14 protein-coding genes are annotated in these 25,344 nt (G+C 74.9%); 5 read left to right on the top strand and 9 right to left on the bottom strand.

The window, feature by feature from the left end:
- On the bottom strand, positions 1-1,423 hold a 1,423-nt coding region (locus tag ACIPSC_RS29700; RefSeq protein ID WP_400829771.1), incomplete at its 3' end, for a condensation domain-containing protein.
- A gap of 420 nt (positions 1,424-1,843) precedes the next feature.
- Here ACIPSC_RS29700 and ACIPSC_RS29695 point away from each other — a divergent pair.
- Positions 1,844-2,938 carry a restriction endonuclease gene (locus ACIPSC_RS29695; RefSeq protein WP_400829769.1) on the top strand — a complete coding sequence of 365 codons (1,095 nt, stop codon included), beginning with the start codon at positions 1,844-1,846 and terminating at the stop codon, positions 2,936-2,938.
- Positions 2,939-2,978: 40 nt separating this feature from the next.
- On the opposite strand, the gene ACIPSC_RS29690 is transcribed toward ACIPSC_RS29695, so the two are convergent.
- Genes ACIPSC_RS29690 through ACIPSC_RS29665 form a run of 6 tightly spaced genes read right to left on the bottom strand, consistent with a single transcriptional unit; the run spans position 2,979 to position 18,299 of the window.
- Entirely contained in the window at positions 2,979-4,079 is a 1,101-nt protein-coding gene (locus ACIPSC_RS29690; RefSeq protein ID WP_400829767.1) for a class I SAM-dependent methyltransferase, read from the bottom strand.
- Entirely contained in the window at positions 4,076-5,308 is a 1,233-nt protein-coding gene (locus ACIPSC_RS29685) for a nucleotide disphospho-sugar-binding domain-containing protein (protein WP_400829764.1), read from the bottom strand. The genes ACIPSC_RS29690 and ACIPSC_RS29685 overlap by 4 nt, the downstream gene beginning before the upstream one ends.
- Positions 5,305-6,177: an alpha/beta fold hydrolase gene (locus tag ACIPSC_RS29680; RefSeq protein WP_400829762.1), complete on the bottom strand. Its 873-nt coding sequence runs from the start codon at positions 6,175-6,177 to the stop codon at positions 5,305-5,307. Before ACIPSC_RS29680 ends, ACIPSC_RS29685 begins: the two co-directional genes overlap by 4 nt.
- Position 6,178: 1 nt before the next feature.
- Positions 6,179-6,469 (bottom strand): phosphopantetheine-binding protein, encoded by a 291-nt coding sequence (locus ACIPSC_RS29675; protein WP_400829790.1) that lies wholly within the window; start codon positions 6,467-6,469, stop codon positions 6,179-6,181.
- A gap of 56 nt (positions 6,470-6,525) precedes the next feature.
- On the bottom strand, positions 6,526-11,376 hold the full coding sequence (locus ACIPSC_RS29670) for a beta-ketoacyl synthase N-terminal-like domain-containing protein (RefSeq protein ID WP_400829759.1): 4,851 nt from the start codon (positions 11,374-11,376) through the stop codon (positions 6,526-6,528).
- Positions 11,373-18,299: an SDR family oxidoreductase gene (locus ACIPSC_RS29665; RefSeq protein ID WP_400829757.1), complete on the bottom strand. Its 6,927-nt coding sequence runs from the start codon at positions 18,297-18,299 to the stop codon at positions 11,373-11,375. Before ACIPSC_RS29665 ends, ACIPSC_RS29670 begins: the two co-directional genes overlap by 4 nt.
- A 455-nt stretch (positions 18,300-18,754) precedes the next feature.
- On the opposite strand from ACIPSC_RS29665, the gene ACIPSC_RS29660 reads away from it, so the two are divergent.
- From ACIPSC_RS29660 to ACIPSC_RS29650, 3 genes are all read left to right on the top strand, one after another.
- Positions 18,755-19,174 carry an XRE family transcriptional regulator gene (locus ACIPSC_RS29660; protein WP_400829755.1) on the top strand — a complete coding sequence of 140 codons (420 nt, stop codon included), beginning with the start codon at positions 18,755-18,757 and terminating at the stop codon, positions 19,172-19,174.
- A 223-nt stretch (positions 19,175-19,397) separates the two neighbouring features.
- Entirely contained in the window at positions 19,398-19,808 is a 411-nt protein-coding gene (locus ACIPSC_RS29655) for a ParH-like protein (protein ID WP_400829753.1), read from the top strand.
- Positions 19,809-19,821: 13 nt separating this feature from the next.
- Positions 19,822-20,388, top strand: a complete 567-nt coding sequence (locus tag ACIPSC_RS29650; RefSeq protein WP_400829750.1) for an MAB_1171c family putative transporter — start codon at positions 19,822-19,824, stop codon at positions 20,386-20,388.
- A 106-nt stretch (positions 20,389-20,494) separates the two neighbouring features.
- Here the strand turns inward: ACIPSC_RS29650 and ACIPSC_RS29645 are convergent, their stop codons facing one another.
- Both ACIPSC_RS29645 and ACIPSC_RS29640 read right to left on the bottom strand, forming a co-directional pair.
- Positions 20,495-22,720, bottom strand: coding sequence for a tetratricopeptide repeat protein (locus tag ACIPSC_RS29645; RefSeq protein ID WP_400829748.1), 2,226 nt, complete (start codon positions 22,718-22,720; stop codon positions 20,495-20,497).
- 64 nt (positions 22,721-22,784) lie between these two features.
- Positions 22,785-23,990, bottom strand: a complete 1,206-nt coding sequence (locus tag ACIPSC_RS29640; protein WP_400829746.1) for a hypothetical protein — start codon at positions 23,988-23,990, stop codon at positions 22,785-22,787.
- Positions 23,991-24,634: 644 nt separating this feature from the next.
- Here ACIPSC_RS29640 and ACIPSC_RS29635 point away from each other — a divergent pair.
- Positions 24,635-25,210 carry a DUF3105 domain-containing protein gene (locus tag ACIPSC_RS29635; protein ID WP_400829743.1) on the top strand — a complete coding sequence of 192 codons (576 nt, stop codon included), beginning with the start codon at positions 24,635-24,637 and terminating at the stop codon, positions 25,208-25,210.
- The last annotated feature ends 134 nt before the right edge of the window (positions 25,211-25,344 follow it).

The following is a 25,344-nucleotide window of genomic DNA, read 5'->3' as shown; positions in this document are numbered from 1 at the left end:
CCTCGAACTGGGCGATGGTGTCGCGTGCGGGGGTGGGGAGTTCGCCGGTGCCGAGCTGTCGGAGTGTGCGGATCTCCTCGGTGGGCAGCGGCAGTTGGCCGATCGGGGTGCCGGGTTCGGCGGCGACGGCGGTCAGTAGCGTGCGGCAGCCCCGGATCAGCCGGTCGATCGTCACCGCGTCGAAGAGATCGGTGCGGTAGACGAAGGTCATCGCCACCCCGTCCGCACGCGGCTGGGCGAACAGGGACACCGCGAAGAGCGCCCGGGGTCGGTCGGTCCCGAAGTCGGTGAACCGCAGCGCCCCGGGCGACCGGGCGGCGTCCGGACCGGCCTCCGCGTCCTCCGGCAGGTTCTGCATGGCGAACCAGGCGTCGATCAGGGAGTCGGTGTCCGGCCGCTCCGGCCGCAGCTCCCGGACGATCCGCTCGTAGGGCACGTCCTGGTGGTCGAGGGCGTCGAGGGTGTGGTCGCGGACGCGGGTGAGGAGGTCGGTGAAGGTGGGGTCGCCGGTGAGGTCGGTGCGCATGACGAGGGTGTTGACGAAGAGGCCGATCAGGTGCTCGACCTCGGGGCGGCCGCGTCCGGCGACGGGGACGCCGATGCCGAAGTCGCGTTGTCCGCTCCAGCGGCCGAGCAGGATCTGGAAGGCGGCGAGCAGGGTCATGTAGAGGGTGGCGCCGTGGGCCCGGCCCAGGCGTTCCAGTCGGGTGACCAGCTCGGGTTCCAGGGTGAACTCGCGGGTGGCGCCGGCCCAGGAGGGTTCGGTGGGCCGGGGCCGGTCGGTGGGCAGCTCCAGGGCGGGCAGCGCGGCCAGCCGCTCGCGCCAGTAGCCCAGGCCCCGTTCCAGGGTCGCGCCGGTCAGCTCCTGGCGCTGCCAGTGCGCGAAGTCCGCGTACTGGACGGGGAGCGCGGGGAGCGCGTCACCCGCGTAGAGCGCGCCCAGCTCGCGGAGGAGCACGCCCAGCGACCAGCCGTCCGAGACGATGTGGTGGACGGCGACCAGCAGGACGTGCTCGGTCGGACTCAGGCGCCAGACGACGACCCGTATCAGCGGCCCCGAGGCGAGGTCGAACGGCCGGCCCGCCACGGCCTCGGCCTGCCGCGCCACGTCGGCGGCGTCGGCGGCGTCGCGCCACTCGATCCGCACGTCCGACCGGTCGGCGACCAAGGCGCGGGGTGCGCCGTCGCGTTCGACGAAGCGGGTGCGCAGCGACGCGTGCCGCTCCACCAGCTGGGCCAGCGCCCGCTCCAGCACCGGTCTCTCCAACGGGCCGTGGAGGCACCACATCGGTGACGCGATGTACTCGGCACCGCGACCGCCCCCCAGCCGGTCGAGAAACCACATGCGGTGCTGCGCGAACGACGGCTCGTACTCGCCCTCGGCCCGACCCTCCGACCGGAGGTCCTGCGTTCCTGACTGCACGGTGGATGCCCCCCTCACGCCGATGCCCGATCCCTCGGCTGTCGTGTACGCATGTGTCGGTGATATCCCAAAGAGACGTGCGAGTCATAGGGTGTGTGCAGGAGGTGTGGTGGTAATGGGGGCGCATGATGGAGTTAGGGGGCGCATTCTGTGCACACGCCTGGCGTCATTCGCCTCCCGAGGTGTATCGGACCGCCACCCGTCCCCAGCCGCCCACACGTCGCACAAACGCGCGCACGGCGCCCCTGCACCGCGCCCGACGCTCACCGACGGGGGGCGCACGTACGAGGCACCCCGGGCCGCCCCGGGGCGGAACACGGGCGCCGAAATCATCGATTGTGAGACATGCCTGACGAATCGTCATTCGTTCCCATACTCTGACGCCTGCCAACCGCCGGTCGTCTTCGAGGGAGCGCACCCATGTCCCGGAGTCGGAAGCTCCACCGCCTCAACAACCCCGACACCGACGAGCGCCGCGCGCAGCGGCTGCTGTTCCGTCACCTCCGTGACGACACCACGGCGAACCGCGGCCGGATGGCGAAGCGGGTGCGCGAGCTCCAGCTCCTCCTGGAGATGGACCCGGTCGATTTCGAGCAGCTCGTGGCCCGATTGATGGAGGCCATGGGCATGAGGGTCGAGCTCACGGCCAGGTCGCGGGACGGCGGGGTGGACGTCCGAGGGACCGACCCGGACCCGTTCCGCGGCGGGAACGTGATCGTGCAGGTCAAGCGGTACCGGGACACGGTCACGCCTTCGGCCGTCCGCGACCTCTACGGCACCCTGCAGCACGACCGGGACGCGACGAAGGCCGTCCTCGTCACGACGAGCAGGTTCGGCCCGAGCTCACACCAGTTCGTCAGCGGCAAGCCGATCACCCTGATCAACGGTGCCGAGCTGGTCGGTCTGCTGAAGCACCACGGCTTCCACGAAGTGTTCGCAGCGGCGCGTCACGGCGCCGTGGGCGGCGACGGTGCAGCGGACGGGGACGGCCTGCCCGGGATCGAGGTGGCCGGCGAGCCGGCCCGCCTGCTCCTGCACTGGACCGGCGAGGACGAGTACGACATCGCCGCCCTGGTGTGCGAGGGCAACAGGGCCCTGTCGGACGAGCACCTCGTCTTCTACAACAACTGCTCCACGCCCGACGGTTCGGTGCGTCTGGTCACCGGTTACGACGACGCCAATGCCTGCCTGATGGTGGACTTCGACGGGCTGCCCAGCGAAGCCGACCGGCTGGTCATCATCGCCGCGGCCGATGTCGAGAACCGTCCGGGGGCGACCATGGCCGGGTTCGCCGGGCCGGCGCTGATTCTCGAAGGCGGTGACGACCAGGATCCGGCCGTGGCACACCTGGCCGACGGCGCTGCGGCCAACACCGCGATGAGGATGGGCCGGTTCGATCGCGACGGTGCTGGTAACTGGGACTTCACCCCGGCCATCGCCGGATATCCGGGCGGACTGCGCCAGGCCGTCGTCGCCTATGGGCTGGAGGTCGAGGACGCCCCGGCGCCGGCCTGAGCCCTGTCGAGCTCGGCCGGCGCGAACTGGCCGGCCCATCTCAGGTGGTGCGGCGGGCGAGGAGGCGGTAGGCGTTGGAGAGGCCGGTGCGGCCGGCGATCGGGGCCAGGAGCCGGTCGAGCAGCGCCGCGGCGATCAGGAGCGGGGCGCCGGCCAGGAGGAGTGCCGGGCGCAGGATCCGCCGCAGCACTCCGGGCCCGTCGGGGTGCCAGGGCGCGTCCTCGCGCGGGGCGAGGTGGTCCAGCAGCAGCCAGCCGGCGGCCAGCAGGTCGATCGGGTCGTGTGCCTCGCCGTGCTGTTCCGCCACCACGGTGAAGCCGATCGCCTCCAGGCGCCGGTGCAGGTTGGCGGCGGGGGCCAGGTGCAGGTGCTGCGGCTGCAGCCACGGCAGCCACCACCGCCCCAGCAGGCGCGCGAAGCGGCTGCCGGGGTCGGGGACTTCGACGAGCAGCAGCCCGCCGGGGCGCAGCACCTGGTGGGCCGAGGCCAGTTCCCGGCCGGGGTCCGTGGTGTGTTCGAGGTAGTGGAGCATGCTGACCACGTCGTACTGCCCGGCCAGTCGGGGTGCGAGTTCGGGGAGCAGGCCGCGCAGGCCGCGCCGTAACCGCCCGGCCCGCTCGGCGAGTTCGACGCCCTGGCTGAGATCCACACCGTCGAACTCGGTGCCGGGGAAGACGTCGCGGGCGGTGGCGCAGAAGTGGCCGTGTCCGGTGCCGACGTCCAGCCAGCTGCGGGGTGCCGGGCTGTGCGGGAGCACCGAGCCGGCCTGCTTCCGGTGGAGCGCGGCGCGGCCCGCGAAGGTCTTGCCCAGGCGTTCTTCGCCCGAGCCGTCGTAGAAGTCGCGGTAGTAGAACTCCAGCCCCTTGTCGTTCAGTCGGGGGTTCTGGAAGGTGTGCCCGCAGTCCTCGCAGGTGTCCAGGGCGAAGCGGCCGGGCTTGTGCTGCAGCAGGTCGGTGGTGTGCAGGCGGGTGCGCAGTGCCGTGGAGGTGCACCAGGGGCAGTCGGTGCGGCGCGGGTGGAAGAAGCGGTCGGTGCCGTCGGCCAGGTCGGCCCGGTAGGCGGGCCGCAGGGCGGCGATGCGATCGGTGGGGCCGGCTGCTGCTGTGCCGGCCGGCGCCTGCCGCGGGTCTGCCGTGGTCATGGGGACGGTTCCTCCGCGAGTTCGGACCGGGGGCGGGTCAGCTGTTCCAGGTGGGTGGCGGCAGCGGCCGCGCCGCCGGCGGCCCGGAAGGAGTCGCCGATGCGCCGGGCGGCCGCGCGGTGGGCGGTGTTGTCGACGACCTCGTCGAGGGCCTGGCCGAGCCGGGTGGCGTCGGTGCGGCCGAACCGCACCCGGACGCCGGCGCCGGACGCCGCCACCTGTCCGGCCACCACCGGCTGGTCGTCGCGGATCGGTGCCACGACCAACGGGACGCCGTGCCACAGCGATTCGCAGACCGTGTTGTGGCCGGCGTGGCAGACCACCGCGTCGAGGTGTTCGAGCAGCCGCAACTGCGGGACGGCGGGCAGGACGAGGACGTCGGCGTCGGGGGGCGGGGCCCCGAGGACGCGGCCCGGATCGGCGATCACCGCCTGCAAACGGTGGGAGCGCTCTCGCACAGCTCGATGACAGGCCGTCAGGAAGGCAGCACCGGTGTCGGTGTTGGCCGTGCCGAGGGTGACCAGCGCGGTGGCTCGGCCCGGGTCCAGCCAGGCCCAGGGGAACGGCGGTTCGGTGGGGCGGGGGGTGATGGCCGGGCCGACGAAGCGGATCGGCCGGCCGGCGCCGTCGGCGGTCGGTCCGGTCAGCTCCGGTGTGGTGAAGGCGAGCACGAGGTGCGGGGAGAAGCGGGGGTCGGTGGCCCGGCCCGGGTCGCCGATTCGTCCGCGCAGTCCGTCCAGGAGCCCGCGGATCCAGGACTCGACCAGCGGCAGGCCCGCCAGCGCGCCGGTGAACTCCGCGGAGGTGGTCGCGGAGGTGGCCCAGGGCAGGCCGTGGCGCTCGGCGATCAGTGCGCCGGCGACGGCCTGCTGGTCCACCACGAGGACGTCGGGGCGGAACCGGGTGATCGCGGCCTCGATGCCGGGGGCCATCGAGTCGGCGAGGGGGATCAGGAAGCTCTCCCACAGGTACTTCAGTGCGGCGGTGCCGCGCAGTTCCGGCGGGCGCCGGTAGGCCTCTTCGAGCAGGGCGGGGGCGGGGGCGCGGTCCGTCGGTGGGGCGACGGCGCAGGGGTGGATCTCGGCGTCCGGTCCGGCCAGGGGCGCGATCGCCTCGGGAAGGCCGGCCCAGGCGGTCAGGTGGCCGCGGGCGGCCAGTTCGGCCGCGACGCCCACGGCCGGGTTGACGTGTCCGACCAGCGGTGGGACGACGAACAGGAACCGGCTCACCGGGCGCTCCCCTCGGCGACCCGGACGCCGGTCGGTCGGCCGGTCCGGCCCGCGGGCGGCTCCGCCGACGGTCGGCGCAGGCCGACGCCGTGTTCGGCCAGGAAGGCGAGCGTGAGCTCGCGGACCCGGTCGGGGGTCTCGACCAGGACGGAGTGCTCCTGATCCGGGACGGTGACGCTCCGGCAGTGCGGCAGCAGCCGTTCGAGCCAGGCCGCCTGCTCGGCCAGGTCCGACTGCGCGCCGTAGACGGCCAGCACCGGGCAGGCGATGGCGCGCAGTTCGGCCTCGGCGGGCAGCCGGCTCGCCGGGATGTCACGGGCCAGGGTCGTCTCGGCCAGCAGGGTGCCGGCCGCGCGGGCGAGGCGGGCGGTGTGGGAGCCGCGGCGCCGGGCGATCCACCGCAGGACCGTCTCCCGGCCCAGCTTCCGCTCGGCGTCCGTCAGGATGCCGTCGAGCTTGGTCGCCCATGCCGCGGAGGCCGGTTCCGACTCGATGGCCAGGATGCCGGCGACCAGCTCGGGGCGGCGGGCGGCGAGGGCGAAGGCCACCGTGCCGCCGAAGGAGTTGCCGACCAGATGCACCGGGCCGGGGACCTCCAGACGCTCCAGCAGGGCTTCGAGGTCGTCGGTGAAGTGCTCCAGCCGGTAGCCGGTGGCCGGCCGGCCGCTGCGACCGTGGCCGCGGTGGTCGTACATCAGCACGTCGAGGCCGGCGGACGCGAGGGTGGGGGCCAGAGTGAAGTAGAAGCTGGCGAGGCTGTCCGTGAGCAGCCCGTGCACCAGGACGACGGTGGCTGCCGGCGGACCGCCGTCCTGCGGGCCCAGCCGCTGCACGTGGCAGCGCAGCCCGTCCAGGTCGATGAAGGCCATGTCAGGTCCGCTCCGCGCTGTGCAGCCGGTCCGCGCCCGGCAGCCGGTCGGTGTCCTGCAGCAGCTCCTCGACGTGGGTGACGAGCCGGCCCACGGTCAGGCCGATGATCTCGTCGAGCTCCATGTCGGCGATGAACTCGGCGAAGTTGATCCGGTCGCCCCAGCGCTCGCGCAGAAGCCCGGCGAGGGTGACCAGGTCGATGCTCTCCAGTCCGAGGTCCTCGGTGAACCGGGTCTCCATGGTGACCTCGGCGGTGTCGAGGCCGTACTCGTCGAGCACGGCGGCGAGCATGCCGGTGATCTCCGTGAGGATCTCGGGGCCGGTGGGGGAGAGGTGCTCGCTGGTGGTCACGCCGTCCGTCCTTCGGGGTCGCGGTGCTCGGGGTCGCGGTGCTCGGGGTTATGGTGCTCGGGGTCGTCGGTGGTCCAGGCGACGACGTAGTCGCGCCGCGGCAGGCCGGGTGGGCTGCTGACCCCGGTGCAGCGGACGTGGTGGGTGCGGGGCCCGTCCGAGGTGGTGACGGCGACCTGCAGGGAGTCCGGGCCGGCGGCGACCACGGTGAAGTCGTGCGGCCGGCCCCGGAACCCGGTGCCCTCGGCCTTGGCCACCGCTTCCTTGGCGGCCCAGAACCGGGTGAACCACACGTTCCGGGAGGAGCCGTCCATGGTCTGACAGGCCGTCAACAACTCGATCTCCTGCGGGAGCAGTGCGACGGGCAGGGTCTCGGCGGGGCGCTCGGTGACCTCCTCGACGTCGATCCCCGGGCCAGGCGCGCCGATCCCGGGCCCCGGAGCGCCGGCGCTCCGGGCGGGGCGGGCGAGGGCGACCGCGATCTCGCTGCGGTGGGCGAGGCTGACCTCCAGGTCCGGCAGCAGCCGGCCGTGCAGTCCGCGCACCCGGGGCCGGCCGGAGGGGTCGTTGAACACCTGGATCTCGGCGGGGAAGGGCCGGTCGGGCGAGTCCTGCCAGAGCAGGCGCCGCACCGCGTCCTTGACCGCGATCCGCCCCAGCAACCAGGCCCGCCGGCCGCGCGGCGGCTGCCGGTCGTACTGCTCGCGCTCGGCCGCGCCCAGGTGGTTGCGCATGATCAGGTCGCGGGAGGCGAGGTCGGGCCAGCGCTCGTGGAGCAGGACCCAGCCGCCGGGCTGCGGGGTGGAGAGGGTCGCGCGCTCGACGAAGCGTTCGACGGGCCGGGTCTCGGGGTGGCTGTCGAAGCGGCGGTCCTGCCAGCCGTCGATCTCCGCCCAGACCGCGCCGTCGGCCAGGAGCTGGACGTCGGCTTCGAGGGTGGTGGGGGTGATCGCGGTGATGCGGATCCGGCAGTCCAGCTCGGTGCCCGGGCTCGGCTGCGGTCCGTGCAGCCGCAGGTGGCGGATGCCCACCGGGAAGACCACGCTGCGTTCGGTGTGGGTGGCCATGATCCAGTAGCCGAGCAGCTGGCCGACGTTGTCGAGCAGCGCACCGGGCGCGGAGGGCGCGGTGATCACACCGCGCACGTGCCTCCCGCCGAGCTCGGTCAGGGCGGTCAGGCCCTGGAAGGCGGGGCCGTGGAACATCCACCGGTCCTCGTAGAGCCGGGCGGCGGGCATCGGCGACCGGCGGGTGGCGGTGTCCTCCGGCGGTCCGGCGGGCCACGGGGCGGGCGGGGCCGGGTGGCGGTCCGCCAGTTCCACGGTGCCGGACGCGTAGGAGCCGAAGGCGGCGGCCAGCCGGCCGGGGCCGGCGTCCCGCAGGGTGATCTCCACGTCGAGCGGGGTCGCGGCCGGCACCCACCGGCCGAAGCGCAGGTCGTGCAGGGCGCCGGCCACCTGCCCCGGCCCGGCCTGCTCGGCGGCGTCCATCAGGTGCTGGACGATCGTGGTGGCGGGGACGACCGGCCAGCGGTCCGCCAGGTCGGGCCAGCCCGGGCGCTGGCGGTAGAAGCAGTGGTCGAGCAGGTAGGGCATGGTGTCGGTCGAGATGCGCAGGCGGCTGCTGCGGTGCGGGTGCTCCCGGCCGGGGACGGGCTGCACCGGTGCGGGTTGTTCCGGTGCGGGTTGCTCCCGGCGCGGCGCCGGGGCAGGGGGGACGGGCCGTGCCGGGGCGGTCCGGCGCTGCGGCACCGCGGCCGACCGGCGGTGGGCGAGTACCTCGGTGACGGCGCGTTCGGTGTCGCGCAGGAGGGCGCCGAGTTCGGCCGCCACCGGGTGGGTGCCGAGCAGCGCACCCAGGGAGTCCCCGGGAGCGCGGGCCGGTGCCGCGGTGCTCGGCGGTACGGCGGTGCCGGGTGCGGCGGCGCCCGGTGCAGGTGCCTGCGCAGCGGCGGGCAGGGCGGGCGCGAGCTCGGCGCGCACGGCGGCGGCCGTGGCCGGCTCCAGCGAGACGAGAGCGCCGCCGAGGTCCAGCGGTACGGACGGGTGCGTCCGTGCCGCAGGGGTGGCGCGGGAGTCCGGCGTCCGCGCCCGGGCGGGCCGAAGCGCGGCCGCGTCGGGTTCGGCGCCCTCGACCCAGAGGGCGGCGGCGAGGCGGCGCAGCTGGGAGAGTCCGTCGCGGTGCGGCGAGTTCGCAGCGACCACCAGGTGGTCCCGCCGACCCAGGGTGTCGCCCACCAGGGAGCCCAACTGGCCTGGGCCGACCTGGACGAAGGCCCGGAACCCGGCCGCGTACAGGGCTTCGACCAGGGGTCTGAAGCGCACCGGTTCGAGCAGGTGGCGCAGAAAGAGGGAACGCACCTCCGCCGCGCTGTCGGGGAACGGCGAAGCCGTGGTCCCGGACCACACCGGCACGGTCGGCCGGTGCAGCCGGAAGCGTTCGGCGGCCTGGCGGATCGGGGCCAGGTAGGGGGCGAGCATGGGGGTGTGGAAGCCGGACCGGAACGGCAGGACCTGGCCGAGCACGCCACGGGCGCGGAACCGGCGGACGAGTTCGGCGACGGGCTCCTCGGGGCCGCAGACGATCGACTGCAGCGGGGCGTTGTCGTGCGACAGGACGACCTGGTCCATGCCCGCCAGGCCCGCGAGCGTCTGCTGCACGTCGTGGGCGGAGGTGCCGAGCGCGGCGAAGGCGAGCCCGGGGACGTGCAGGGCGTCGGGGTCGAAGGCGTCCAGGAAGTCGTCCACCTGACGGCCGGAGTAGAGGCCGGCGGTGATCATGGCGGTCCACTCCCCGACGCTGTGTCCGGCCACCGCGTCGGGGCGCACGCCGATGCGGTGCAGCGCGCTGTCCAGGAGCCGTCCGACCGTGACGACGCCCACGCCGTGCCGGCCGATGTCGTCGGCCCGGGTGTCGTCCGTCCGGGTGCCGTCGGCGAGGGTGGGGCGGGGCAGGCCGAAGTGGTCGGCGACCTCGTCCACCCGCGGGGTGAAGTCGCCTTCGAGGCCGGGGAAGAGGAACGCCACCTTGCCCGGGGCGGGTGAGCCGGGGCCGCCCCGGCCGGCGGCGGAGGGGGCCAGCAGTGGCGCGGGGGTGAACCAGACGTCGCCGCGGCCGCGCCAGGGCGCGCCCCGCCCGACGGCGCGCCGGGCGGTGGCCAGCCGCTTCCCGGTCGGGTCGGCGACCGCCAGCCGGCACGGGGGCGACGGGGGGCTGCCGGGCCCGCTCGGCTCCGGCCGGTCGGCGGCCAGCACGGCGGCGTCGTCCGCGGCCAGCAGCTCGGCCAGCCGCTCGGGGGTGTCGGCGGCCAGGTGCAGCACGCGCTCCGGCTCGGCCACCACGGCGGTGGCCCGCGGGGGTTCCGGTGCGGCGGCGCGCGTGGCTTTCCGCGTGACGGGCAGGGCGGCGCCGCGGGGCTGGGCGGGGGCCTGCTCCAGGACCACGTGGGCGTTGATGCCGCCGAAGCCGAAGGCGTTCACCCCGGCACGCCGCGGGCCCCCGCCGGCCGTCTCCCAGGGCTGCGCGGTGCCGATCGTGCGGAAGCGGGTGGCGGCCAGCCCGGGGTGCGGGTCGTCGCAGTGCAGGGTCGGCAGCTGCACCCCGTGGTGGACCGCGAGCGCCGCCTTGACCAGGCCGGCGATGCCGGCGGCGGGCATGGTGTGGCCGATCATCGACTTGACCGAGCCGAGCACCGCCCGCTCCCGGCCTGCCGCGGCGGGGCCGAACACCTCGGCGAGCGTGGCCAGTTCGGCCGCGTCACCGGCCGGAGTGGCGGTGCCGTGGGCCTCCAGCAGGCCGAGGGCGCCCGGCGCCGCCGGGTCGAGGCCGGCCGCCCGCCAGGCCGCCCGGACGGCGCGGCTCTGGCCCGCCGGGTCGGGGTTGGTCAGCCCGGCGGTGCGGCCGTCGCTGGCCACCCCGGTGCCGCGGATCACCGCGTACACGCGGTCGCCGTCGCGCTCGGCGTCGGCGAGCCGCTTGAGGACCACCATGCCGGTGCCCTCGCCGATCAGCAGGCCGTCGGCGCCCCGGTGGAACGGGCGGGTCCGCTGGCTCGGGGAGAGCGCGCGCAGCTGCGTGAACACGCTCCACAGCGTGACGTCGTGGCAGTGGTGCACGCCGCCGGCCAGGACGGCGTCGCAGCGTCCGGTCGCCAGCTCGCCGACCGCCTGGTCGACCGCGACCAGCGAGGACGCGCAGGCGGCGTCGACCGTGTAGGCGGGGCCGCGCAGGTCCAGCCGGTTGGCCACCCGGGAGGCGGCCAGGTTGGGTACCAGGCCGATCGCCGATTCGGGGCGGTCGGGGCCCAGGCGGTCGGCGAACGCCTCGCGCACGCGCCGCAGTTGGCCGGGCGACAGTTCCGGGAGCAGTTCGCCGAGGGTGCGCACCAGTTGGTGCGCACCGCGGACCCGCTGGTCCAGGCGGACCAGGCCCGGGGTGAGGTAGCCGCCGCGGCCCAGGACCACCCCGACCCGGTCGCGGTCGGGCAGCCGGTCGCCGCCGCCGGCGTCCGCGAGGGCGGCGTCGGCGACCTGCAGGGCGATCAACTGGTCCGGCTCGGTGCCGGGGACGGAGGCCGGCATGATGCCGAACCGGGTCGGCTGCACCTGCGCGAACCCGTCGACGAAACCGCCGCGCCGGCAGTAGAGCCGGTCCGGCGCGGCCGGTCCCGCCAGGGCCCCGGGGTCGTAGAAGCCGGCGTCCCAGCGCCCTTCGGGCACGTCGGTGATCGCGTCGACACCGTCGACCAGGTTCCGCCAGTACGCGGCCAGGTCGGGGGCGCCCGGCAGCAGCACCGCCATCCCCACCACGGCCACCGGTGGCACGGCCGTGCCCGTCAACGGCCTCACCACCCGGAGGCGGTGTAGACGACGGCGCGGGTGCCCGGCTCGCCCCAGGCCAGTTCCCGCAGCAGCGCCAGCGTGCCGGCCTGCGGGTCGATCAGGCGCACGCCGCGGCGGGCGTAGTCCTGGGCGAGCTCGGGGGAGACCATCCCGCCGTGCCGGCCGGTCGGCGCCCAGGGGCCCCAGTGCACGGTCAGGGCCCGGTTGCCGGTGCGCTCCGCCCAGCGGGCGCCGGCCTGTTCGAGCGCGTCGTTGGCGGCCGCGTAGTCGCTCTGGCCGCGGTTGCCGAGAGCGGCGGCGATGCTGCCGAAGAGCACGGTGAACCGGGGTGCGGACGGCAGCTCGTCCAGCGCGTCCAGCAGCGCGGCGGCGCCGTCCGCCTTGGTGGCGAAGACCCGCTGGAAGGAGGCGAGGTCCTTGTCGGCGAACACCCGGTCCTCGATCACGCCGGCCGCGAAGACGACACCGTCCAGCCGGCCGTACTCGGCGTGGATCTCCTTGACGGCCTGCCGCAGCGCGGCCGGGTCGGCCGCGTCGGCGGTCCGGTAGCAGGCGGTGGAGCCCAGGTCCGCCAGCTCCCCGAGCGTGGCCGCGACCTCGCGGCCGGCCAGCACGCGGGAGGCGGTGGCGTCGATCTGCGCCAGCGGGACGCCCTGGCGGGCGAGGACGCTGCGCAGCTCGGCCCGGTCGCGGGCGCCGGCGGTCGCCGGATCCTCCGGACCGTCGGGCGCAGCCGTGCGGCCCAGCAGTTCCAGCCGGCAGCGGGAGGCGGCGGCGAGGGAGGCGGCGAACCGCGCGGTGATGCCGCGGGCGCCGCCGACGAGCAGCACCACGGCGTCACGGTCCAGGCCCAGGGCCGCGGCCTCCGCCACGCCGTCGCCGGCCGGCCCCGCCCCCCTGCCGGCCACCGCGCCCAGGCCCGCCTCCACCAGCGTGATGCCGCGGCGCCCGGCCGGGCCGCGCAGCACCACCGGCTCGCGATCCTCGGCCAGCAGCTCTCCGACCAGCGCGTCCGGGGCCTGCCGGGCGGGGTCCTCGATCTCGACGAGCCGCACGGCGGTGTGCGGGTATTCGCGGGCCAGGCTGCGGAAGAGCCCGCGCAGTCCGTCGCCCCGCCCCTCGGCCTCCCGGTCGGGGTCGGGGCCGCCGGGCGCGGTGGCCGGTCGGGCGGCCAGCAGCCACTGCGGGTCGCGGGCCAGGGCGGCCCGCAGCGCGGGCACGGCACCGGGCAGCACCGGTGCCCCGTCCTCGCGCAGCGGGTCCAGGAGCAGCACGCCGTCCACGGGTCCGTCCGCCTCGGACAGTTCGTGGGTCGCCGTGAGGGGCAGCACGGTCGCGCCGAGCGCGGTGAGCCGGGCGGTGAGGGCGTCGGCGCAGAGGTGGGCGTCGTCGCCCAACAGGGCGAAGCGCCTGCCGGCCAGGGTTTCGGACGCAGCCGCGGGGTCGGGCAGCGCGGTGGTGGTGAAGCACAGCCGCAGGGGTTCGTGCCCTGTGAGGGGCGGCGCGCCGGCCGGGGCGGCCGTGCCGGCCGCGTCGGCCACGTCGGCCGCGGAGCCCGGTTCGGTGCGGGTGGTGAGCCAGCGGGCGATGGCGAGGGCCGTGCGGGCCCGGGTCAGCTCTTCGACCTGTGCATCGTCCAGCTCCGGCATTCCGCCCGAGCCGCCGCCGAGCCGTCGGGCCAGCAGGCCCACGATCTCCGTCCGCTTGATCGAGTCGATGCTCAGATCCGCTTCGAGGTCCAGTTCGGGTTCGATCATGTCGGCCGGGTAGCCCGTCCGCTCCCCGATCACCTCGACCACCACCTGCAGCACCTCCTCCACCCCGCCTGCGGTGACCTGCGCCGGAGCGGAGGAGGGAGCCGGGGCCAGGGCCGGAACCGGGGCAGGCGCCGGCTGCTGGGCGACGGCGCCGGCAGCGGCAGGGGCGTGGACGTCGGCGACGGCCGGCAGCGGTTGCGGAGCGGCCGGGATGGCCGGGGTGCCCGTCCCGGCCCCGAGGTAGGTCATGAGAACGTCGCGCTGGGCCGCGATCAGCTCCCGGCTGGTGCGCAGGAAGTCCGCGATCAGCGCGTCACCGCTCTCGGTGGATCCGGCGTGCGGGCCGGGCTGCTGGGCCGTCATCAGGGTCTCCGGTACGCGTCGGGCCGGCGCGAGCGCGCCGGGCAGAAGGTCTCCTGCGGCAGTGCGCACCAGGTGGCCGTCGACCACCCAGCCGGGGCGGCGCGGGGGCTCGGCCCGTCCGGCCTCCACCGCGTCGCGGCCGCGCAGCAGGCGGCCGGTGCGGACCGGCACGCCCGCGACCGCCAGCTCCGCCAGCGCGTCGAGGTATCCGGTCACTCCTGTGCGACGCCGTTCGAGCGGAACGGCCCGGTGCGGCCGGTCCCCCAGGACGTCCGCCACCAGGCGGGTGAGCACCGTGCCGGGGCCGGCCTCGACGAACACCCGGGCTCCTGCCCGGTACATGGCCTCGATCTGGTCCACGAACCGCACCGGTGCGCCGATCTGGGCGGCGAGTTCGGCGCGGACGGCCGCCGGATCCGCGGGGTAGACGGCGGCCGTCCGGTTGGACCAGACCGGGAACTCCGGGGCCCGCACGGTGCGGTGGGCGAGCGCCGCGGCGAAGCGTCCGCCGGCGCCGGCGACCAGCGGGCTGTGGAAGGCACAGGCGACCGGCAGCCGCTTGACCCCGAACCCCGCCTCGCGCAGCAGCGTGCCCGCTGCGGCCACGTCGTCGGTCGCGCCGGAGACGACCGTCTGCTGCGGCGCGTTGTGGTTGGCCACCACCACGCGTCCGGCCAGCCCCGCCGCCGTCAACACCTGCTCGACGGACCGGGCGTCGGCGGTCACGGCGGCCATCGCCCCGGGGTCCGCCCCCTCGCCGACCTCGTCCAGGATGCAGCGGGCCCGCTCGGCGCCGAGCGCCGGCAGGTCGTCGGCGGCGAGCGCCCCGGCGGCGCACAGGGCGACCAGTTCGCCGTAGCTGTGGCCGCCGGCCAGGTCGGGACGTACGCCCGCCAGGGCCAGCAGTTCGTGGGCCGCGAGGCTCGTCATGCCCAGGACCGGCTGCGCGACCCGGGTGTCGGTCACCGCGGCGCGCTGCCCCTCGCGGGCCTCGGGGGTGAAGGCGGCCGGGGGGTGCAGCAGTTCGGCGTACGTCGCTCCGAGTCGCAGCTGACGCTGCAACTGCGGGAACGCGGTGAAGAGTTCGGCGAACATGCCGGGCTTCTGGCTGCCCTGCCCGGGGAAGAGGAACGCGACCTCGCCGCCCGGGGCGCCGTCCGGGTCGGCGAGGTGCAGCCCGGCGCCCGGCGCGTGCTCCCCGGCCGCCGCCCGGCCCAGCAGGTCGATCAGCTCCGCCACGCTGCCGGCCACGACCGCGGCCTGCACCGCCCCTTGCCCCGCCTCGGCGCGCCGGGACGCGGCCAGCGCCAGGTCGCGCAGCCGCCACGGCGCACCGTCGGCCCGGGCGAGCCGCAGCAGTTCGGCCGCCCCGCGCAGCGCCTGGGCCCGGTCGCGGCCGCGGAAGGTGAACAGCTCCGCCGGCCACTCCTGGAGTCCGTGGGCCGGCGTCGGACCGGCGTAACCGCGCAGCACGGTGTGGAAGTTGGTGCCGCCGAAGCCGAACGCGCTGACGCCGGCGACCCGTTCGGCCGGCGGCCGGGCCCACGGCCGGGCCTCGCCGTGGAACACGAAGGGGCTGTCGTCCTGCCAGGCCGCGTTGGGCTGCCGCAGGTGCAGGGTCGGGGGCTTGATGCCGGTGTGCAGCGCCAGCGCCGCCTTGATCAGGCCGGCCAGGCCGGCCGCGCACTTGGTGTGGCCGATCTGCGACTTGACCGAGCCCAGCGCGCAGCTGCCCGGTGCGGCTCCGGCCTCGGTGAACACCGCCTCCAGGATGGCCAGTTCGGTACGGTCGCCGACCACGGTGCCGGTGCCGTGCGCCTCCACCAGGCCCACCTGCTCCGGCCCGATCCCGGCATTGCGGTAGGCCCGCTCCAGCGCCGCGCGCTGCCCCTCGGGCCGCGGTGCCGTCAGCCCGAGCGAGCGGCCGTCGCTCGCGCTGCCGATGCCCTGGATGACCGCGTAGACCCGGTCGCCGTCCCGCTCGGCGTCCGCCAGCCGCTTGAGGATCACGCAGCCCACGCCCTCGCCGAGCGCGATGCCGTCGGCGGACGCGTCGAAGGGGCGGGAGCGGCCGGTGGGGGAGAGCGCGTGCACCGAGGCGAAGAGGAGGTAGTCGTTGATGCCGTTGTGCAGGTCAGCGCCGCCGCAAACGGCCAGGTCGGTGGTGCCGGTGACCAGTTCCCGGCAGGCGACGTCCAGGGCCGCCAGCGAGGAGGCGCACGCCGCGTCCACCGTGAAGTTGCCGCCGCCCAGGTCCAGCCGGTTGGCGATCCGCCCGGAGATGACGTTGGCCAGCATGCCGGGGAAGGAGTCCTCGGTCAGGACCGGCAGTTGCTGCGCGATCGGCTCGGGCACCCGGCCCAGGTAGGCCGGCAGGACCGCACCGAGCACGCCGGCGTTCGACAGGTCGCTGCCCGCCTCGGCGCCGAACACCACCCCGGCCCGCGACCGGTCGAAGGCCCGTCCGCCGTCACCGACACCGCTGTCGTAGCCCGCGTCGACCAGGGCGCGGCGCGCGGCCTCCAGCGCCAGCAGCTGGACCGGCTCGATGCTGCCCAGCGCGGACGGCGGGATGCCGTAGGCCAGCGGGTCGAAGGGGATCCGGGGCAGGAAGCCGCCCCACTTGGAGGGGGTCGTGCCGCTCCCGCCGTCCTGCGCGTGGTAGAGCGCCGGGTCCCAGCGCTCGACGGGGACCTCGGTGACGGCGTCCACCCCGCCCACCACGTTCGCCCAGAACGCGGGCAGGTCGGGGGCCTGCGGGAACATGCCCGACATGCCGATCACCGCGATCTCCAGCGGCGCCGGCTCGGGCGCGCCCGCCACCTCGCCCGCCAGGCGCTCCAGTGCCGCGGTGGCGCCGGCGGACAGGAACGCGGCGGCACCGGTCGTGACGGCCGCGTGCAGTTCGCCGAGCGTGGTGGTGGCCGAGCGCAGGACGGCGACCTGCCCGGCCATGAACATCCCGCGGTCCAGCTGCTCCTGCTCGCCGACCGGGACCAGCCCTTCCGGGGCGCGGTCGACGCCCTTGCTGGCGACCCGCAGCCGTCCGACGTTCAGCTTCTCCAGGCGCTCCCACGCCTCGCGGTCGGGCAGGCCCTCGGCCCGCAGCCGCTCGCGGGTCGCCGTGAACTCCCGGGTGAACGGGCTGGGCACGCAGCGGGTGGCGTGGCCCGGTGCGGTCTGCAGCAGCTCCGTCCCCTGCGCGGCCACCACCTGCCGCTGGAACTGCGGTTGGACGGCGCCGAGCTCCACTGCCTCCTGCGTGAACAGGTAGGCCGTGCCCATCAGCAGCCCCGCCGCCACCCCGCGGTCCGCGAGCGGTGCGGCCATCGCGGCCACCATCGCCGCCGACCGCTCGTCGTGCACGCCCCCGGCGAACAGCACCTCGACGCGCGGCTGCCCCCCGGCCTGGGGCTGTCCATCGACCGGCGGCCGCCCTCCGGCCGCGTCGAGGAAGTCCTCCAGGACCGCCAACTGCGCCTCCCACAGCGGGAAGCTGTGCTGCGGCCCGACGTGTCCGCCGCACTCGGAGCCCTCGAAGACGAATCTGCGCGCGCCGTCCTCCAGGAACTGCCGCAGCAGCCCGGGGGAGGGGACGTGCAGGAAGGTGCGGATGCCCGCCTCCTCCAGCACCCGCGCCTGTGAGGGGCGGCCGCCGGCGATCAGGGCGTGACCGGGCCGGGCGGCCAGTACCTCGGCCAGCTGGGCGTTGCGCAGCTCCTCCGGCGCGAAGCCCAGGATGCCGACACCCCAGGGGAGTGCACCGACCGCGGCACCGGTGCGGGCGAGCAGGTCACGCGTGCCCCCGGCGTCGGTCAGTGCAAGGGCCACGAAGGGGAGGGCCCCGGCCTCGGCGACCGCCGCGGCGAAGGCGGGCTGGTCGCTGACCCTGGTCATCGGTCCCTGCGCCACCGGCAGTGCAGTGCCCAGGGCCCGGCCCAGCGGTGTCCGCAGGCCGAGCAGGGATGCGGCCGCTTCCTCGGGTGCCACCGACCGGAGACCCGCCAGCACGCCCTCGCGCACCGCTCGCACCGCGGCGGCCGCCGTCTTCCACCGGGTGGCGAACCGATCCGCCAGAAAGCCGTCCTGACCGATCGTCAGGACGGTGTGCGGGTCGGCTGCTTCGCCTCTTCGGCCGCGTCGCAGTACTCTGCGCCCGTCGACCATGCCGGTCTCGGTGCCGTCCATGCCGCGCACCGCGGCCGCGGCCTCGTCGGAGATCGCGGACTCCGCGAGCAGGGCCAGCTGGCTGTCGAGGACCACACCCGACGCTCCACCCGCCACTGCGGCGGTGGCGGTGCGCGGCCCGATGCCGCCGCAGGCCCACACCGGCACGTCGATCCCGGGAGCCGCCAGCACCTGCTGCAGCAGCACGAAGGTGCTCAAGTCCCCCACCCGTCCGCCGCTTTCGCAGCCGCGGACGATCAGGCCGTGCGCCCCGGCCTTCACCGCGGCCAGGGCCGCCGGCAGGTCCGTCACCTCGACCAGCACCCGGTAGCCGTCGGCGAGCCGTGCGGTGTCCCAGCCGATGGCCCCGCTGTCCACCACCACGGTGTCCACGCCGGAGTGCTCGGGGGAGCCCAGGCCGTCCGGCCCGAGCCGGCAGCCGTCGCCGAGCCGGACCCCGAACCGGCCCGGGGCCCGCTCGCGCAGGTCGGCGAGCTCCTCCCGTGCCCGCCGATCGCCGGTTCCCAGGTCCAGCACTCCCAGCGCGCCGGCTCGGCACAGGGCCTCGGCCAGGCCGGCGTCCGGCTCATGGAACGGGGTGATCCCAATGACCAGATCGGCCGAGGGGACAGTGGGCCTCATGGATTCTCCGTAACAGTCACGGTGCAGGGGCCGGGCCAATGACATGACGCGCCCGCAGTCGGGGCGCAAGGGCGCGATTTTCCTGAATGGGACGTCCGGGCTCGGGGGATGCTACCCACCGGTAAGGCCTAACAGGTTAAAGCCGAACATCGTGTACATGTCAAGCAGTCGGCATGCGCGAAACGCCCGACAGATCGACATCCTCCGGTTCGCACCGCAGCCACCTGCGCCGTTCCCCGGGTGGATCGACATCGGGGTGTGGCGAGCCGTCGGGGCTCCGCGGTCCGGGCCGGCGCCGGACGCGGCGCTCGCCGGCCGCCACCGCGGCATGCCCGCACTCGTACGGACCTGACCGAGCTCTCTGGAGTCTGAAGACAGGCCCTAGGATGAGGCACCGTCGCGAGTGATCCAACTGCGCACGAAGCGTGCGCACGGGGTGAGGGAAGAGGTGTGCCGTGCCCGAAGCAGAATCCGGTGCGTCCACGCTCGCAGCGAAGCTGGACCGGTTGTTCGATGTGGTCCGCCGTCCCGACCGTGAACAGTACAGTCACGAGGAGGTCGCCCGGGCCTGCCGCGAGGCGACCGGCGAGAGCTTCTCGGCCACCTACCTCTGGCAGCTGCGGACCGGCCGCCGGGACAACCCGACGAAGCGGCACCTCGAAGCGCTGGCGCAGTTCTTCCAGGTGCCGCCGATGTACTTCTTCGACGACCGGCAGAGCGCCAGGATCGCCGAGGAGCTGGCACTGCTCGGAGCGCTGCGCAACGCCGGGGTGCGGGACGTGGCCCTGCGCGCGGTGACCCTCTCGCCCGAAGGTCTCGGTACGATCAGCGACATGATCGAGGCCATCGCCCGCCGGGAGGCCGGAGGCAGGTAGCGGCCTTCACGGTGCAGCGGATTCCCTCGGCGTTTCCGCGTCCGTAGGATCGCCTCCCGATCGAACGCCAGGGGGGCGAATCGTGGGGTATTCGGGTGGGGTTGAGCACGGGCTCTGGCAGCGGTGCAGAGGGGTCGCGGAGTCTATTCCGCTTCCGGAGCCCTTCGGCATACCGGCGCTGGCCGAGGCGCTCGCACTGCGGCGCGGCCGACCCATCGAACTGATGCCGCTCTCCGGCCCGGAGTCCTCGCTGTGCGGGGTGCTGATCAGTACCGACCGGGCGGACTACATCGGCTATCCGGTCGCCACCACGGCACTGCACCAGCAGCACATCGTGCTGCACGAGATCGGGCACCTCCTCTGCGGGCACACCGGGGACTCCGGGCCGAGCGGCCCGCTGTCGCACGCCTTGACGACCCGGCTTCCGGAGGAGCTGGTGCGCAGGGTGCTCGGCCGGTCCGGATACACCGAGCGACAGGAGCAGGAGGCCGAGCTCGTTGCCTCGCTCGCACTGCACCGCGCACTGCACCGCCCACGCTTCTTCCCGGCGGTCGGCCAACTCGCCGACCAGGTGGGACGGTTACGGCACGTGTTCGGCCTGCCGTCGCGCCGCGCCGCCGCGCGCCGTGGGTGACCGGGTGTCCGCGGTGGCTGGCGCCGTCTGCGTCACGCTGGGCTTCGCCGGAGCGACCGCGTCGGCCTGGGCCGACCGGGCCGGACGCGCGCGGGCCCGGCGCGACCACCGTCGGCTCGGTCCGCTCTGGTCGGCGATGCGGGCGGCGCTGCCGGAGATCGAACTCGTTCCCCCGGAAAGGCTGTTCGGTGGCCGCAGGGGCCGGCGGCGGGGCGATGTCCGGTTCGCGCTGTACCGGCGGATCATCGAGATCCGGGACGGCCAGCTCGCCCTCCGGCCCCATCTGCATCCGGCGGTACCACGCTGGGTGGCGGAGGTCGTCGGCCCCGCCGATGCGGAGGAGCTCGCGGCCGTGGTGGAGGCGGCGGCCATCGCCGCCGGGCTGGAGGCGGCCCGGGCCGGGCACCGCTTTCCCGTCGGTCCCGGCGAAGGATGCGTGCCGCACCCGGTGCCGGCGGACCTTCGGGAGGAGGCGGCGTGGCTCGTCAAGGTGGCTGCCGCGTACACCGGTTCGCCCGCCGTGGCACACGTCCGCGGCCGGGTGCGCGGCGAGCTGGGCCGCGCCGCGGTACAGCGCTGACGTCGTGGGTACCGCCGCCCGGTGTGGTGGATACCGCCCCGCCGCCCGGCGTCCGAGGCCGGGTGGCGGGGCGGTGCTGTGGCGGGCCGGCCGGACGGCGGCCCGGTCAGGCGTGGGCCAGGCCGGGCATCAGCTCGTACACCTGCTCGGCCGAGTCCGGATCGGCCTTCAGGCAGGCGAGCAGCTCCTCCTTGGCGGTGTCCGCCCGGTCGAGCCCGATCAGGCAACGGGCCCGCTGCAGCCGGGCGTCCACGTCCTCGGCGGAGCCGGGTATTTCGTCGAGCAGCCGTAGCGCCTCGCCGTAGCGCCCGGCGTCGTGGTGGACCACGGCCAGGTTGAACCGCATGCCGGGGTCGCCCGAGAGCTCGACCGCGCGGGCCAGATCGGCGCTCGCGCCGTCCAGGTCGCCCTGCTCGTAACGGAGCTCACCGCGCAGGGCCCAGGCCTGGGGGTACTCGGGGTCGACGGTGAGGGCGGCTTCCCAGGCTTCGGCCGCCGCGGCCGCGTCGCCGTCGGCTGCCAGCAACTGACCTTTCAGACAGAGGAGTTGCGGGCTGTCCGGAGTGGCTGCGAGGCCGGCCCGGACCTCGGTCCAGGCGAGCCGGTGCTCCCCCGACTCGACGAGCAGGGAGGCCCGGTTGAGACGGGCGTCGGCGAACTGCGGGTCGAGCTGGAGGACGTAGCCGAAGTCCGCCACCGCCGCCTCGGTGTCGCCGAGCTCGGCGAGGACGTCGGCCCGGTTGAAGTAGGCCTCGGGGAACGGCGGCGAGAGCCGGATGGCCCGGTCGTAGTCGGCCAGCGCCTGCTCCGGGCGGCCGAGGTCGCGCCAGAGCATGCCCCGGTCGAAGTAGTACTCGGCGTAGTTGGGATCGCACGCGATCACTGCGGTGTAGTCGGTCACGGCCTCGGTGTGGCGGCCGAGGCCCGCGTACACCTGCGCACGGTTGTAGCGCAGTACGGACCGGTGCAGTGCGTGCTCGTGGGCGTCCAGGGTCTCGTCGAGCCGGTCGATGCAGGCGTCCAGCAGCGACAACGCCTCCTCCAGGCGGCCCTGGTGGACCTCGATGAGCGCGAGCCCGTTGCGGTTGAACACCACGCGCGCCTCCCGCTCCTTCGGCTCGGGATGCCACTTGGCGAAGGCGATCGCCTGGTTCACCCAGCTCCGGGCCAGCTGGTGGTCGCGCCGGTCGGCGTCGAAGTGCCGGGTGTGGAGCATCGCCGTGGCGTACGCGGCCTGCATGTGGACCTCGGGTGAGCTGCTGAGCGCCCGGGCTTCGTCGTACAGCGGCAGTGCCAGCTCGGCGAGGCCCAGCGCGGCGTAGGAGGTGGTCATCTTGGTGGTGAAGGCCCACCAGTGGTCCGGGTTGCTCTCGTGGGTGACCAATCGCCGGCCGCGCTCGCCGAGGTCGAGGACGGCGTGGTAGTAGCCGAGGTCCATGCAGTGGTCGAGCGCGTGACGCAGGGTGTCGGCCCCGGTGCCGGACGGGTCACTGCCGTGTTCCGCGTGCCAGGCGATGGCGCCCAGCCGGAGGGAGGATTCGCCGGTCGTCTCCAGCTCCGCCCGCCGCAGGTCGTGCAGCCTGGCGCGTTCGGTGGGCGGCAGGCCGAGGTAGGCGGCGAGCTCGGCCGGGTCGTCGCCGACGCCGTCGTCCGCGATGTGGCGGCGGCCGAGGGCGGCGTCGGCCGGAGCGGGGGCGGTGCCCTCCGCCGGTCGGCCCGGCTCGGACCGGCTGCCGCGGTCCGGCGGCGCGAGCACCTCGCACCAGGTGGCGAGGGCGGTCGGAAGGTCCTCGTTCCCGATGCCGGCCGGGCGCTCGGGCGGTTCGCTGCCGGTGGTGACGACCACGGTGAGCAGCGCGGGATCGATGCGGCGCAGCAGGACGGCGAGGAACTCGGCGTCGGTGGGGTCGGCCCGGTGCGCGTCGTCGACGATCAGCGAGCGCGGCCCGGACCCGAGCGAGCCCAGGTACGCCTCCAGGAACTCGACCAGGCCGTGGGCGATCCGCAGGGTGCGCAGCGCGGAGTAGAACCGGGTGCGCTCCTTGGGCACCGCGAGGGAGGTCAGGGTCTCGCGGGTGGCGGGCACGAGGTCCCGCAGTTCCGGCGTGGTGGAGAGGATCTCGATGTCGTGCCCGGTGACGGCCTCGGGGCAGCGCGCGAGCGCGTCCGGGACGATCGCCCGCAGGATCGAGCCGACGGCGGTGTAGGGCCCGCGCAGCCGGCGGTCGGCGTTCACCACGGCGAGCACGGGCGGCAGGCCGAGCCGTTCGCGGGCGTCGACGCGGGCGGGGCGCCCGGTGGCGCGGACCCAGTGGTGGCGGTGTTCGGCCATGACACAGCTGCCTTTCGTGCGGTGGCGCGGGGGCGGGCGCAGGGGCGTAGGGGGCGTGCGGGGCTCAGGCCGACCGGGTGGCGCGCCGCTCGCGGGCGGCGAGTACGACGACGGCCGCGGTCTGCCCGAGACTGAGCAGCATGAGGGCGAGCGAGTCGAGGCGGCCGCCCAGGGAGGCCTGGCCGGTCAGGCGCAGCCACATGTCGTGCAGCATGCGGTACGCCGTCGGTACGACGACCCCGGCGAACATCGTGAGGGTGAACACGTAGCCCACCAGCATCAGCCAGGCGTACCAGCGCGCCACCCTCCGGTCGACCGGGTGGTGGGCGGAGAGGTCCAGCGGCGGCTTCCCGGTGACCCGCCGAACGGCGTTCCGCAGCACGTCGGTTGCGGCGGCGTGGAGGTCCACGCAACCCAGGACCGTGCTGAGCAGGACGTAGATGTCGGTCCGCAGGTAGAAGAACCCCTGCCAGGCGAGGCGCAGTGCCGTCGCGTAGGCCATCGCGAGGCAGAGCGACGCGACCACCCCGTCGGCGTCGCGGGTCGCGTCGGCGACCAGGGTGAGCACGGCGATCACCAGGGCGTCGGCCAGCATGCCGGCCATGATGGGCAGGTAGCGCTTCCGGCGCGCCACGCCGACCAGGCCGTCGAGGGAGGTCTCCAGCACCAGGTAGACGAGGCGGCGGCCGATGGAGAGCCGCGAGCGCAGGCCGAGCCGGCGGCCGGCCAGGGCGTGGAAGGCCTCGTGCAGGGCGAGCAGCGGAACCTGACCGACGAACAGCATCAGCACGACGAGGGTGTAGGACGAGCTGAAGAACAGGTTGTCGACGCGCGGGACCAGCTCGGGCACCCGGATCATCTCGGCCACGGCGAGCGCCACCACGAGCGCGTAGCCCACGAGTGCCGGCGGGCTGAACACCAGGCGGCCCAGCCGCTGCCAGCGCACCGGCGCGGCCGGTCCGGCCGCTGCGTCGTCGCCGCCGGGACGGACGAGGTCGAGATCCACGAGCGTCTCGACCAGGTCGGCGATGTCGACGCTCTCGCCGTGGGCGGCCCGGTGGTTCTCGGCGGCCTCGCGGGGTGTGAGGCCCTCGGCCAGCATCCGGACCAATGCGGCGCCGTCGGCGGGGAAGACGGCGTAGGTGTCGTTCTCCGGGCTGCCGATGGTGACCTCGTCGGCCTCCGGCAGGTAGACGAGTCGGCGGAGCGGTACCGGCCGGTCCAGATCGAGGCCGGGGGCGGTGGAACCGCTGTCCGTGGAGGAGTGCACGGATCCTCCTGCGCGAGGTGGATGGGGGCGGGGTTGAGCGGTGCGGGCCGGACGTGGTGGCCGGCCCGCACCGCGTTCCCCCTCTGCCCCGGGGGAGGGGGCCGGTCAGTTCTGCACGGCGCAGGACCACGGCAGGTACAGCGCGCGGGCCGCACTGGTCAGGCGGACCGGGCCGGCCTTGCGGACGACGATCTTCTTCATCGCACACACCTCCTTCGGTGACTGGTCTTCAACAGCGCCATCAGCTGGGGTGAATGGCAAGCTGAGATCAATTCACACCAGCTTTGGCGATGAGCCAAGAGTGATGAGGAGGTGGTGATCGTGTCAATGGAGCGGGATTTCCGGTCCGAACCTCCCCCTTGGCGCTCAGCCGGAACCTCCAGGTCGAGGGCGGTGCGCAGGCCTCGGTGGCCCGGGCGCAACTAATAAACTGAAAGAAGTGGTCCGATTCACGCTATCCACATGAGCTGATCCTGCGGGTCTCACGGGGCGCGGGAACGCGCAGCGGCGGCCGCGGGCGGCCCGCGGGCGCGACGGCGATACTGGAACTGAACGCCGTGCGCCCGCGCGGCGGCGAGAGGGGCCCGGCCATGGCTGCTGCTCCCAGGAAACGGTCCGACGACCGCCGTGCCAGAACCGAGGCGATGCACCAGGAGGACCTGCGGCGCAAGCGCCGCCGGAAGATCGTGTACTCGGCAGTGGCCGGTCTCATCGTGGCCGGCGTGGTGGCGGGCGGCATCTGGGCCGTCACCGCCACCGACGACAGCGCCAAGAGCAAGGCCCCGATCGCGGGTGTGCAGACCTTCGGGAAGCTCGGGCGCACGCACGTGCAGACGCCGGTGGCGTACCCGCAGACCCCGCCCGTCGGCGGCGACCACAGTCCGGTCTGGCTCAACTGCAACGGAGACGTCTACACCAAGCCCGTCCCGAACGAGAACGCCGTCCACTCCCTGGAGCACGGCGCGGTCTGGATCACCTACAACGACCAGGCCTCCCCGGCCGACGTCACCGCACTCGCGGCCCGGGTCCAGGGCAAGCCGTACACCTTCCTGAGCCCCTACCCGACGGAGCCGGGGAAGATCACCCTCACCGCCTGGGGCAACCAGCTGGTGGTGGACAGCCCGGACGACCCCCGCGTGGAGGCCTTCCTCGCCCAGTACGTGCAGGGGCCGCAGACACCGGAGCCCGGCGCCCCGTGCACGGACGGGCTCATGCCGTAGCGTCCGGGCGCGTCCGGCGCCGAGCCGGCGGGGGGCGCGGCGGCCCCCGGGGGGGGGGGGGCGCGGCGGGCGCGGCGGGGGGGGGTGGGGCGGGCGCCCGCCCGGCCGCGGGGGGCGGGGGGGGCCGCCGGGAA

The sequence above is a fragment of the Kitasatospora sp. NPDC090091 genome, from assembly GCF_044747365.1.
Lineage (GTDB): Bacteria > Actinomycetota > Actinomycetes > Streptomycetales > Streptomycetaceae > Kitasatospora.
The sequence above is the reverse complement of the archived record's forward strand: the minus strand, read 5'-3'. Positions and strand labels throughout refer to the sequence as shown.